The sequence below is a fragment of the Pseudomonas sp. WS 5078 genome (assembly GCF_012985745.1).
Taxonomy (GTDB): domain Bacteria; phylum Pseudomonadota; class Gammaproteobacteria; order Pseudomonadales; family Pseudomonadaceae; genus Aquipseudomonas; species Aquipseudomonas lundensis_A.
Map to the genome: position 1 here is coordinate 229577 of NZ_JAAQWX010000005.1, position 13548 is coordinate 243124.

At 62.5% G+C, this 13548-nt stretch carries 5 protein-coding genes and 1 pseudogene; 4 read left to right on the forward strand and 2 right to left on the reverse strand.

Annotation, left to right across the window (positions count from 1 at the left end; all coding sequences use genetic code 11):
- Positions 1-52: 52 nt before the first annotated feature.
- The gene (gene speA, locus HBN68_RS09560; RefSeq protein ID WP_094992045.1) at positions 53-1969 is read left to right on the forward strand and encodes an arginine decarboxylase; all 1917 of its coding nucleotides are present in this window, start codon (positions 53-55) and stop codon (positions 1967-1969) included.
- Positions 1970-2037: 68 nt separating this feature from the next.
- Here speA and HBN68_RS09565 read toward each other — a convergent pair whose 3' ends face one another.
- Positions 2038-3387 (reverse strand): MATE family efflux transporter, encoded by a 1350-nt coding sequence (locus HBN68_RS09565; RefSeq protein ID WP_169963799.1) that lies wholly within the window; start codon positions 3385-3387, stop codon positions 2038-2040.
- A gap of 115 nt (positions 3388-3502) precedes the next feature.
- On the opposite strand from HBN68_RS09565, the gene HBN68_RS09570 reads away from it, so the two are divergent.
- Positions 3503-8395, forward strand: coding sequence for an alpha-2-macroglobulin (locus HBN68_RS09570; protein ID WP_169963802.1), 4893 nt, complete (start codon positions 3503-3505; stop codon positions 8393-8395).
- Between the two features lie 75 nt (positions 8396-8470).
- Here HBN68_RS09570 and HBN68_RS09575 read toward each other — a convergent pair whose 3' ends face one another.
- Positions 8471-8764, reverse strand: a complete 294-nt coding sequence (locus HBN68_RS09575; RefSeq protein ID WP_094992048.1) for a hypothetical protein — start codon at positions 8762-8764, stop codon at positions 8471-8473.
- A 92-nt stretch (positions 8765-8856) separates the two neighbouring features.
- Here HBN68_RS09575 and pbpC point away from each other — a divergent pair, with 92 nt between their 5' ends.
- Positions 8857-11193 carry a peptidoglycan glycosyltransferase PbpC gene (gene pbpC, locus HBN68_RS09580; protein WP_169963804.1) on the forward strand — a complete coding sequence of 779 codons (2337 nt, stop codon included), beginning with the start codon at positions 8857-8859 and terminating at the stop codon, positions 11191-11193.
- 310 nt (positions 11194-11503) lie between these two features.
- Positions 11504-13400 (forward strand): annotated as a pseudogene (locus HBN68_RS21975) (collagen-like triple helix repeat-containing protein).
- The last annotated feature ends 148 nt before the right edge of the window (positions 13401-13548 follow it).

The window sequence follows — 13548 nt, forward strand, 5'->3', positions numbered from 1 at the left end:
GCGCCAGCCTGGTTTCAGGTTGGGCTATTTGACTTATATATAGGGGACTTCGATGTCCGTACGACGCACACGCAAAGACGATGGCAGCCAATGGACAGTTGCGGACAGCCGCAGCGTTTATGGGATTCGCCATTGGGGGGCCGGATATTTCGCGATCAATGAAGCCGGTCGCGTAGAAGTACGTCCGAACGGCCCGAACAGCTCGCCCATCGACCTGTACGAGCAAGTTGACGAGTTGCGCAAAAGCAGCGGTCTGTCCTTGCCGTTGCTGGTGCGCTTTCCCGATATCCTGCAAGACCGTGTACGCCAGCTGACCGGCGCTTTCGATGCCAACATCGCGCGTCTGGAATACCAGAGCCAGTACACCGCGCTGTACCCGATCAAGGTCAACCAGCAAGAGGCCGTGATTGAAAACATCATCGCCACCCAGGACGTGTCGATCGGCCTTGAAGCCGGTTCCAAGCCTGAGCTGCTGGCCGTGCTGGCGCTGGCCCCGAAAGGCGGCACCATCGTCTGCAACGGTTACAAGGACCGCGAGTTCATCCGTCTGGCGCTGATGGGCCAGAAGCTGGGCCATAACGTGTTCATCGTGATCGAAAAAGAATCCGAAGTGGACCTGGTCATCGAAGAAGCAGCATCGCTCAAGGTCAAGCCGCAGGTCGGCCTGCGCGTGCGCCTGTCGTCCCTGGCATCGAGCAAGTGGGCAGACACCGGCGGCGAGAAATCCAAGTTTGGTCTGTCGGCGGCACAGTTGCTGTCGGTGGTCGAGCGTTTCCGCACGGCGGGTCTGGACCAAGGCATCCGCCTGCTGCACTTCCACATGGGTTCGCAGATCGCCAACCTGGCTGATTACCAGCACGGCTTCAAAGAGGCGATTCGCTATTACGGCGAACTGCGCAACCTCGGTCTGCCGGTTGACCACATTGATGTGGGCGGCGGTCTGGGCGTTGACTACGACGGCACGCACTCGCGCAACGCCAGCTCGATCAACTACGACATGGACGATTACGCCGGTGTGGTGGTGGGCATGCTCAAAGAGTTCTGCGATGCGCAGAGCTTGCCGCACCCGCACATTTTCTCCGAGAGCGGCCGCTCGTTGACCGCGCACCACGCCATGCTGGTGGTGCAAGTGACCGACGTCGAGAAACACAACGACGACGTGCCGGTGATCGAGAACAAAGAAAGCCTGCCCGAAACCGTGCAGTGGCTGATCGACCTGCTGGGCCCGACCGACATCGAGATGGTGACCGAAACCTACTGGCGCGCCACCCACTACATGAGCGACGTGGCTGCCCAGTATGCCGATGGCAAAATCAGCCTGGCCGAAAAAGCCCTGGCCGAGCAATGCTACTTTGCCGTGTGCCGTCGCCTGCACAACTCGCTCAAAGCGCGTCAGCGTTCGCACCGTCAGGTGCTGGACGAACTCAACGACAAGCTGGCCGACAAGTACATCTGCAACTTCTCGGTGTTCCAGAGCCTGCCGGACACATGGGCAATCGGCCAGGTATTGCCGATCCTGCCGCTGCACCGCCTGAACGAAGAGCCGCTGCGCCGCGCCGTGCTGCAAGACCTGACCTGCGACTCCGACGGCAAGATCAAGCAATACGTCGACGAGCAGAGCATCGAAACCAGCCTGCCGGTTCACAGCCTCAACGAAGGCGAAGACTACTTGCTGGGCATCTTCCTGGTGGGCGCCTATCAGGAGATTCTGGGTGACATGCACAACCTGTTCGGTGATACCGACTCGGTGAACATCTACCAGAAGGCAGACGGCAGCGTGTACCACGCCGGTATCGAGACCCACGACACCATCGAAGACATGCTGCGCTACGTGCACTTGTCGCCTGAAGAACTGATGAACCACTACCGCGACAAAGTGGCCAGCGCCAACATCAGCGTCAAAGAACGCGCCCAGTACCTCGACGCCCTGCGTCTGGGCCTGACCCGTTCCTCGTACCTGTCTTCGTAACCGTTCCAAGCCAGATAAAAACGCCGCCCTCGGGCGGCGTTTTTTATGCGCGCACAACCCCCCCCGGTTCAGGTGTTGGGGTTGAACCACTGATCCCTGCGCTGCATCCCCCATGCATACCCCGCCAGCGTCAGACTGCGCAGCACCATGAACAACAGGAAACTTATCCACAGCCCGTGGTTGCCGAAGCCTTGCATCGCCCACGCGACAGGCAGGGCGATGATGACGCTGATGACCATGGCATTACGCATTTCGCGGGCGCGCGTGGCGCCAATAAAGAGCCCGTCCAGCAGGTAACTCCACACGGCAATCAACGGCAGCAGCGCCAGATACGGCACGTATTGAAAGGCTGTTTCGCGCACGCTCGGGATGTCAGTTTGCACCGTGATAAACAGGTGCCCGCCAAACAGAAACAACACCGCAAAACCTGCGCTGGCGATCAGCGACCAGCCACTGGCGACCACCATTGAACGGCGCAAGGCCGTGCGGTCCCTGGCGCCGATGGCGTGACCGCACAGGGCCTCCACGGCATGGGCCAGGCCGTCGAGCGCATGGGCCGCCAGCAGTAAGCCGTTGAGCAGCAGTGCGTTGGCCGCCACGGTGGCATCGCCCAGCCGCGCACCTTGCAAGGTAATGAGGAAAAACACCGATTGCAGCATCAGGCTGCGGATAAAAATGTCGCGGTTGACCCCCAGCAACGGCTTCCAGTTTTGCCACACGCGTAACGCCTGCCACACCACCTTGCCCGGAAAGTGCCGCAGCGCGCCGCGTGTCAGCCACAGCCCGAGCAGAGCGCCGCTCCACTCGGCAATCACCGAGGCACGGGCCGACCCGACCACGCCCCAGTCCAGCCCCAGGACAAACCAGAGGTTGAGCGCGATATTCACCAGGTTGGTGGTGAGCAAAATCCCCAGCGGGGCCCGGGCGTTTTGTGTGCCGAGGAACCAGCCCACCAGCGCATAGGTGGCCAATGCGCCGGGCAGGCCAAACAGGCGGGTATAGAAGAAATCCAGCGTCAGCGCGTGCAACGCGGGGGAGGGCTGCATCACGGTCAGGGCAAGGCTGCTGAATGGCAGTGCGATTGCCCCTAAAAATAGCGAGAGGAGCACACTGAGCAGCAAACCCTGTAACAGAATCTGGCGCAGCGCCGTGCCATCGCCCCGTCCTGCAGCTTGGGCCGCGAAACCGGTGGTGCCCATGCGCAAAAAGCCCATCATCCAGGCCAGAAACACATACAGGCTGGCGCCCACGGCAACGGCGCCCAACTGATGCGCGTGGGGCAGGTGGCCGATGACCGTACTGTCGACCAGCGCCACCAGTGGAACGGAAATATTGGACAAAATCATCGGCGCCGCCAGCGCCCACACCCGTCGATGGGTGAGGCGGTCGCGCCAGTCAGCAAGTAGGGAAGACGACATGCAGGCTCCTTGAGGGAGCGGCATTGTAGCTGACGCGGCCTATACCCAGCGGGGTGAGGGGCCGGGGTATTTGTTATATAGTCGTGCCCTTCATTGCCTAGCCAACGAGTACACCATGCTTAACAAAGGACTGTTCCTGGCCTGCGCACTGGCGCTGCTCAGCGCTTGTGATGCTTCCTCTACCGCCAGCCCTCCTGCGCCGTCGGCGGCGGTCGGCACGCAAGCGGCCAAGCCAGTGCAGGATGTCAAAGCCCTCGCGCAACGCTACGCAGGGCGCGAGTTGAGTGTGGTGGATGTCTCCGAAGTGCAAGTGGACGGTGCCAGCACCCTGTCCGTGAGTTTTTCGGTGCCACTGGACCCGGATCAGTCCTTTGCCGAAAAACTGCATCTGGTGGATGCCAAATCCGGCAAGGTCGATGGTGCCTGGGAGCTTTCCGACAACCTGATGGAACTGCGCCTGCGTCACCTTGAGCCGCAACGCAAACTGATCCTCACCGTCGACCCCGGCCTGCGCGCGGTCAACGATGCCAAACTGGCCGCCGAGTATGTCAGCCGTCTTGAAACCCGTGACCTGCAACCCACGGTCGGTTTTGCCAGTCGCGGCACGTTGCTGCCGACACGGTTGGCTGAAGGCTTGCCCGTCATCGCGCTCAATGTCGATAAAGTCGATGTGGAGTTTTTCCGCGTCAAACCCCAGTCGTTGCCTGCATTCCTTAGCCAGTGGGGCCGCAACAGCAGCCTGCAAAGCTACGAAGCCAAAGACCTGCTGGGCATGGCCGATCTGGTGTACGGCGCCCGGTTTGACCTGAATCCGGCACGTAACACGCGTGAAACCGTGATCCTGCCAACCTCCGGTATCAAGCCTTTGCAGCAGCCGGGTGTGTACCTGGCGGTGATGAAAGCCTCCGGCACTTACAACTATTCAGCCCCGGCCACCTTGTTCACCCTCAGTGACATTGGCCTTTCCGTACACCGTTATCAGAAACGCCTGGATGTGTTCACCCAGGCACTCGAAGGCGGCAGTGCGCTGGGCGACGTGGAGCTGGAACTGCTCGACGGCAAGGGCAAAATGCTGGCGCAGGGCAAGACCGACAAGGACGGTCATGCCGAGCTGGCCCTGCCGCCCAAGGCTGAGGTGCTATTGGCGCGTCAGGGCGATCAAACCAGTCTGTTGCGTTTGAATACGGCGGCGCTCGACCTGGCCGAGTTCGACATCGGCGGGCCGCAGGCGCATCCGTTGCAATTTTTCGTGTTTGGCCCACGCGACCTGTACCGCCCCGGCGAGACCGTGCTGCTCAATGCCTTGCTGCGCGACCGTGATGGCAATCCGGTCAAGCCGCAGCCGGTCAGCGTAGAAGTCCGTCGCCCGGACGAGCAGGTCAGCCGCAAGTTTGTATGGGAGCCCGACGCGTCCGGCTTCTATCAATACCCGCTGCAACTGGCAGCCGAAGCCCCCACCGGTCGCTGGCAACTGGTGTTCGACCTGGGTGACGGCAAGCCGCAGCTCTATGAATTTTTGGTGGAAGACTTCTTGCCCGAACGCCTGGCGCTGGAGCTCAAGGGCAGTGATACACCGCTGCGTCCCGATCAAACCGCCGACATTCACGTGAACGGCCGCTACTTGTATGGCGCGCCGGCTGCCGGGAACCGCTTGAGCGGGCAGGTGTATGTGCGTCCATTGCGTGAAGCGGTTACAGCATTGCCAGGGTATCAGTTCGGTTCGGTGACCGAAGAAGAGCTGACTCAGGATTTTGAGCTGGATGAAAGCGTGCTCAACGCCCAGGGCGAAGAAACCCTGCGTCTGGAGAGCAAATGGAGCGACGCCAAATCGCCGCTGCAACTGATTGTGCAAGCCAGCCTGCAAGAGTCCGGCGGGCGCCCGATTACCCGTCGCCTGGTGCAACCGGTGTGGCCTGCCGAGCGTCTGCCGGGCCTACGCGGTCTGTTCGATGGCACTGAAACGGATGGCGACGGCCCTGCTGAATTCGAGGTGCTGATTGCCGATTACGCGGGCAACAAACTGGCGGCTGACAACGTCACCGTCCGGTTGGTGCGCGAGCGTCGGGACTACTACTGGAACTACTCGGACAACGACGGCTGGAGCTATCACTACAACGAGAAGTTTCTGAACCTGGGCGAAGAAACCGTGAACCTCAAGGCAGGTGGCACGGCCAAGGTCAGCTTTCCGGTGGAGTGGGGCCCGTATCGGGTTGAAGTGCAAGACCCGAAAACCGGTTTGATCAGCAGCCTGCGTTTCTGGGCGGGTTATCAGGCGCAGGACAATGCCGAAGGCGGCGCTGTACGTCCCGATCAGGTCAAGCTGGCGTTGGATAAAGCCGCCTATCTCGATGGCGAAACCGCGCACGTGACGGTGACACCTCCGGCCGCCGGTAAAGGCTATCTGCTGCTCGAAGGCAGCGACGGTCCGCTGTGGTGGGAAGAAATCGACGTTCCGGCCGAGGGCAAAACGTTCGAGATCAAACTCGACCCGAGCTGGGCACGCCACGACCTGTACGTCAGCGCACTGGTGATTCGTCCCGGCGAGCGCAAAGCCAACGTGACGCCCAAGCGTGCTGTGGGTGTGCTGCATCTGCCCTTGGACCGCACGCAGCGCAAACTGGCGCTGACCCTCGATGCTCCGCAAACCATGCGCCCCAAGCAGCCATTAACGGTCAAGGTTCAGGCTAAAAACGCTGACGGCAGCGTCCCCAAGCACGCCCATGTGCTGCTGGCAGCAGTGGATGTCGGGGTGTTGAACATCACGGATTACCCGACGCCAGACCCTTACGCGAGCCTGTTCGGGCGCAAGGCCTATGGCGCTGACCAATTGGACATTTATGGGCAACTGATTGAAGCCGGGCAAGGCCGCCTGGCCAGCCTGGCCTTTGGCGGTGATGCAGGGCTGGCCAAGGGCGGCAAGCGCCCGGCCACCAGTGTCACCATCGTTGCCCTGCAAAGTGCGCCCGTGACCCTCAACGAACAGGGCGAAGGTGAAGTCAGCCTCGACATCCCCGACTTCAATGGCGAGTTGCGCGTGATGGCCCAAGCCTGGACCGACGACCGCTACGGCATGGCGCAAGCCAAAACCGTGGTCGCCGCGCCGCTGGTGGCCGAACTGGCCGCACCGCGTTTCATGGCGGGGGGTGACGAGACCCGGCTGGCGCTGGACGTGTCCAACCTGACGGCCACGCCACAAACCCTTGAGGTGCAGTTGAATGCCGAAGGCCAACTGAGCCTGTCAGGTCTGAGCAGCCAAAAACTCACCCTCAGCCCCGGTCAGCGCAGCACCTTGCAGGTGCCGGTCAAAGCGCTGGGCGGCTATGGCACCGGCAAGGTGAGCGTGACCGTCAATGGTCTCAACCTGCCCGGCGAGACGCTGCCCCCTTTCACCCGCGAATGGACGCTGGGTGTGCGCCCGGCTTACCCGGCGTTGCTCAAGCACTACCGCGCCGTGCTCAACGATCAGCCATGGACGTTGCCAGAAGCCGGGCTGCAGGCCTTAGAACCGGCCGGGCGTGAAGCCTTGCTCAGCTTGTCGAGCCGTCCGCCGTTGAACCTTGGCGAGCAGATCCGTGCGCTCAAGGCGTACCCGTATGGCTGTTCCGAGCAGACCACCAGCGGTCTGTACCCGGCGTTGTATGCCGATGCCGCCTTGCTCAAGCGTCTGGGACTGGAAGGCGAGCCGGATGCCGACCGTAAACGCAAAATTGAACTGGGCATCGAGCGCCTGCTGGGCATGCAGCGGTACAACGGCAGCTTCGGCCTGTGGGGCGCAGACGGTCAGGAAGAGTACTGGCTGACCGCATACATCACCGACTTCTTGCTGCGCGCGCGCGATCAAGGCTATGCCGTGCCCCCTGAAGCGCTGAAGAAGGCCAGTGAGCGACTGCTGCGCTACACCCAGGAACGCAACCTGATCGAGGCGGATTACAGCGAAAACCTCGATCACACCCGTTTTGCCGTGCAAGCGTACGCCGCGCTGGTGCTGGCCCGCAGCCAGCAGGCGCCGTTGGGTGCTTTGCGCAGCCTGTTCGAACGTCGCAGCGATGCGCGCTCCGGCTTGCCGTTGGTGCAGTTGTCGATTGCCTTGCAGAAGATGGGTGACCAGCCGCGTGCCGATCAAGCGCTGGTCGCCGGTCTGGCCGTGACGCGCAAACCCAATCAATGGCTGGGCGACTACGGCAGTCCGCTGCGCGATCAGGCACTGATTCTGGCACTGCTCGAAGAGAACAACGTGATGAGCGGCCAGCGCGAAGCGCGGGTGTTCGCGCTGGCCGACCAACTGGCCGCGAGCCAATGGCTGTCGACTCAGGAGCGCAATTCGCTGTTCCTCGCCGGTCGGGATTTGCTGAGCCAGCCAGAGCAACCGTGGGCCGTGCAACTGGCCAGTGGCAGCGAAACCCGTGAGCTGAACAACGCTCAGCCGGGTCTCAAGCTGGAAGGGCCATTGCTGGCTTCGCCCCTGAGCCTGCGCAATGAAGGCAGCGTGCCGGTGTACCAACAGCTGACGATTTCAGGGTATCCACAGCAAGCGCCGCCTGCGGGAGGCGAAAACATGAGCATTCGCCGTGATTACCTGGGCATGAACGGCGAACCGCTGAACCTGAACAACTTGCAGAGCGGCGATCTGGTGCTGGTGCACTTGGCCGTAACGGCCAAGCAACGGGTGCCGGATGCCCTGGTGGTTGACCTGTTGCCAGCGGGGCTGGAGCTGGAAAACCAGAACCTGGGCCAAAGCGCGGCCAGCCTTGAGAACGCCAGTAGCCAGGTCAAACAATGGCGCGAATCCATGCAGAACGCGGGTGTGCAACATCAGGAATACCGCGATGACCGTTATGTGGCAGCGTTGAATCTGGACGGCTACGGCACTACGCACTTGCTGTATCTGGCGCGGGCTGTGACACCCGGTACCTACCGCGTGCCGCCGCCGCAAGTGGAGTCGATGTACCGCCCGAACTGGCAAGCCGTGGGCGAGACGCCCGGTGACATGGTGATCAAGGGCCGGTAAGCCCGGTCGCCGCTGACACGCGGCACGAGGCTGGAGCAGGGGGCATCGACGGCATCCCTGCAGCCTCGTGGCGTGTCAGCTAATGACCCAGCTCAACACCCACAACCCCAGCAACAGCCAGATTACGCCGCCGATGATGGAAGCCCGCATGAAGGCGCGCACCGCGTTGTACAAAAACAGCAGGCCGATCACCAGCACCGCAATGCTGACGATCGAGGTGTCCATGCCGAGCGCACGGGCCATGCCATCAATGAAATTACTGCCGGCCTGGGTGATTGCATTGAACAGACCGCTCAGGCTTTCAACGATCCAGCGAACCAGCGTGCCCAACCAAAGGCCCAGATTTCCTACAAAACTTTCGACGTGCATGGGGATGTTCCGATTAAGAAGACGGCCACTGTGCCAGAGATACCCCTTGGGCAACCAGTCAGGGCGCAAAGTTGCGTAACGGGCGGATGTTAATGGGATCGCGGCTTAAAAAATGCCTGCGCGGGTTGTTCGTCGCTATTGTGCTGCTGTGTGCCGCACTGTGGCTGGCCGACAGGATCTGGCCGCTGCCCTTGCCCCAGGATGATCTGGCACGCGTGGTGCTGGCCGAAGATGGCACGCCGCTGTGGCGTTTTGCCGATGCCAACGGCGTGTGGCGTTACCCGGTGACTACCGACGAGGTGTCGCCCTATTACCTCGACGCTTTGCTGACCTACGAAGACCGCTGGTTTTTCCATCACCCCGGTGTTAATCCGCTGGCGCTGGCGCGTGCGGCCTGGCAAAACCTCAGTGGCGGACGCGTGTTGTCGGGCGGCAGTACGTTGTCGATGCAGGTGGCGCGCTTGCTTGACCCGCATGCACGTACGCTGCCCGGCAAGCTGCGCCAGCTGTGGCGCACGGCTCAGCTGGAATGGCATTTGTCCAAGGAGCAAATCCTCAACCTGTACCTTAACCGCGCACCGTTCGGGGGCACTTTGCAAGGGGTGGCGGCTGCCAGTTGGGCGTACTTGGGCAAGTCTGCGCAACACCTCACGCCTTCGGAGGCCGCGCTGCTGGCCGTGTTGCCGCAAGCCCCCAGCCGTTTGCGCCCGGACCGCCACCCGGCGCGCGCGCAGGTGGCGCGCGACAAAGTGTTGCGGCGGCTGGCCGAGTACGACGTGTGGCCGCACACCGTGGTGGACGATGCTTTGCAAGAGCCGCTGCTGTTGGCGCCGCGCCTGGAACCGAGCCTCGCCCCTTTGCTGGCGCGGCGTTTGAATCGCCCCCACAGCCCGCCGTTGATACGTACCACGCTGGACGCCAACCTGCAGCGTCGTCTGGAAGACCTGTTGTTGGGCTGGCGGGCGCGCTTGCCCGATCACACCTCGGCGGCCATCGTGGTGGTAGAAACCGACAACATGGCGGTACGTGCCTATTTGGGGTCGGTGGACATCAACGACGCACGGCGCTTTGGTCATGTTGACATGATCAGCGCCATGCGCTCGCCGGGCTCAACGCTCAAGCCATTTTTGTACGGGATGGCGATGGACGCCGGGTTGATTCATTCCGAGTCGCTGCTCCAAGACGTGCCCCGGCGCTACGGCGACTACCGGCCGGGGAATTTCTCCATGGGCTTCAGTGGCCCGGTCTCAGCCAGCGCCGCGCTGGCCATGTCCCTCAACTTGCCTGCGGTGCAGTTACTTGAAGCTTATGGACCGAAACGGTTCGCGGCAGATATGCGCAACGGCGGCGTGCCGTTGACGCTGCCCGCGTTGGCAGAACCCAATCTGGCGTTGATTCTGGGTGGCGCGGGCAGCCGCCTGGAAGATTTGGTCAGCGGCTACAGCGCGTTGGCCCGCGACGGCAAAAGTGCCAATTTACGCTTGCAGCCTGACGATGAGCTGCATGAGCGACGCCTGCTGTCGCCGGGCTCGGCGTGGGTCATCCGGCGCATTCTGAGTGGTCAGGCACGCCCGGACCGTGACCCGCGCGCCGAACTCGTCCAACGCCCCTCGCTGGCGTGGAAGACCGGTACCAGCTATGGCTTTCGCGATGCACTGGCCATTGGCGTAGGCCCGCGTTACCTGATTGGCGTGTGGATCGGGCGCCCGGACGGCACGCCGGTGCCGGGTCAGTTCGGGCTGGCCTCGGCAGCACCGCTGATGCTGCAAGTGCACGATGTACTGAGTAACCGCGACAGCCAACGTGGCATCGTTGCACCGGTGCAGGCAGTGCCGGCCAATGTAGGTGTGGCTGCAATTTGTTGGCCGTTGGGCCAGCCGTTGAGCAAAGGCGATCCCAATTGCCGCCGCCAGCGTTTTGCCTGGACGCTGGACCACACCACGCCGCCGACTTTGCTGGCGGCCGATCAGCCGTTGGGCGTGGGGCTGCGCGAAAAAATGTGGGTCAACCCGCAAGGGGAGCGCGTCGGGCCGCAATGCCCCGGCGCGCACCCCCGAGAAGTAGCCCTGTGGCCCGCGCCGCTGGAGCCTTGGTTACCGCGGGCGGAACGACGGGACGCTCGCTTGCCGCCAGCCTCCGTCGAGTGCCCGCCACCGGCGCTGCATTCGGTCACGCCGTTGTCGATTGTCGGCGTGCGCGAAGGCGACCGGTTGCGCAGGCCTGCGGCGAGTGTGCAAGCGCTGCGGCTCACCTTGACAGCGTTGGGCGGCGACGGGCGTCGTTGGTGGTTTCTCAATGGTGTGACATTAGGGGACAGCGCCCATCAGGAGGCACTCACCACCGCCCTTGAACAACTCGGGCGCTACGAGCTGAGCGTACTGGACGAAGGCGGTCAAACCGCACGCGTCGAATTCAGCGTGGTGGAGTAATGGCGAGTCGTTGCCCGTCAGCGACTGCGTAGTGCAAAAAAACGCTGCTAATTGTGTTTATCACGTTGGTGATAGGGCCGCAGTGAGTCTATGCGGCGTGTTGATAAATAACGATTTTTGAATCACTCACCCTGACAAAAGTATTAACCCAAAAGGGCAAGGAAACGCCTGTTATAGAAGGGGTTAATACCAAGTTGTGAATTGTTCAAAGCGTCCCTCGGGGTTGTTATGTCTGCCACGGATAAATGTATTTCTGACGACAGATCAGAAAACGTTTGAACTCAGGCAAGCAGGTGCAAGGGACTCAATCATGAATACTCAACTGTGGTTAAAAACAAGTACTGCCCTACTGTTGGTAATGACTGTCAGCCTCAGTGGCTGCCACAGCGGTGGTGGCGGGTCTAAAAGTCATGTAGCGGCCAGCACACCTGATAGCAGCACGGGTGGCGGCGATGGCGGCACTGATGGTGGAACCGGTGGCGGTACAGATGGAGGCACTGGCGGCGGCACGGGTGGCGGTACAGGCGGCGGCACGGGTGGTGGAACTGGTGGCGGGACAGGCGGTGGAACCGGTGGCGGCACAGGCGGCGGCACAGGTGGTGGAACCGGTGGCGGCACAGGCGGTGGCACGGGTGGTGGAACCGGTGGCGGCACGGGTGGTGGAACCGGTGGCGGCACGGGTGGTGGAACCGGTGGCGGCACAGGCGGCGGCACAGGTGGTGGAACCGGTGGCGGGACAGGCGGCGGCACAGGCGGCGGCACGGGTGGTGGAACCGGTGGCGGCACAGGCGGTGGCACGGGTGGTGGAACCGGTGGCGGCACAGGCGGTGGCACGGGTGGTGGAACCGGTGGCGGCACAGGTGGTGGAACCGGAGGCGGCACTGGCGCAGGCACGACCCCATTGGTGACCGGTCAAGTCGTCGGTCAGGTGGGGGCAGCACTCGGCGGCGTGGGCACGACCGTCAGTGATATTGGCACTTCTCTGGCCGCTGTCCCGGTGGTCGGTGTGGCAGGCGGGCTGGTGACCAATACCGGGAACGCGGTGACCTCTGTCACCAATGGCGTCACCAATGGCCTTGGCTCGTTGGGCACCAATAAAGACTCGCTGGGCATCACTGTGGCAGGCGCAACCAATGCCGTAAGCGATGTCGGCAAGGGCGTGACCTCCCTTGGCACAGGTGTCAGTACGTTGATCGACAACACACCGATCAGCCAGATCCCTGTGGTCGGCGGGGTGGTCAATAAAGTCACGGATGCAACGGGAGGTTTGGTCGGCAATGTCGGCACAACGGTCACCATGATCGGCAACACCCTCACCGGTGCAGCCACCACGGGCCCGTTGAGCAAAGTGACCGGCGGGCTGAATGACAAAGTGGTGGTGCCAGTGATTTCACTGGTGGAGAACACCACGGGCAAAGTGGGAACAGCGACCGGAATCGGTGCGCCTGTAGATGGCCTGCTGAATAAGGTAGGGGGCGTCGTCGGCGGTCTGGGCGACAACGTGGCGGGGACAGGGAATGGCAATGCGGTGACCGGCTTGGTAGGTGGCGTGCTCAACGGTGTCGCCGGTGCCACTGACAAAGCGGGCGGTTATGTCAATCCGGCGCCTGCTGCGGGTGGGGGAACAGGCAGCGGAACCGGGGGTATCGGCGGTTTGCCGGGTGTCGGGGGGGGCGGGCCTGCTGGAGACTGTGGGCGGTGTGGTCAACGGGGTCAGCACCGGCCTGGCTGGTGGTAGCACCAGTGGTGTGGTGGATGCGACAGGCGCCAACGGCAATGCCATCGGTAATACCGTGGCGTCTGTTGGCGGCGCGCTGGGCGGCACGGGGGTTGCGAATAATGCAGCGGGCGCCCCGCTGGCAGCGGTCACCACCACGGTGGGCACAGCGCTTAATCCGGTCACCAGCGCTGTGACGACGGTGACGCAAAACGTTGGCGCCGCCACAGGTGTGGGTGCTCCGGTCAGTGGCTTGCTCAATCAGGTCGGCGGCGCGGTCAGCAGTGTTGGCGTCAAAGTGGATGCGGGCAGCAACAACCAAGTCGTGAGCGCAGTCGGTCAAACGGTCAATACCGTGGGCGCAACGGTGGGTGCGGTCGGGGGGCTGTTGAACGGCGGCACCACCGCTGAAGGCGGTGCGGCAACCGGTGGTTTGGGCGGTTTGGGTGGGGTACTCGGAGGCCTGGGCAATCTGGGCAAGAAAAACTAACGAATTGCACCTGGCCGGTTCGACGGCCTCACCTACAGCGCCTACGCTTGGTTGAGACGAGAGGTTCTGATGAGCCTCTCGTCTTTTTTTTGAGCCAAGGATCTAGGGCTTGCACCGGGTAGCGTCGCCCTGAGATGACGCGCCCACC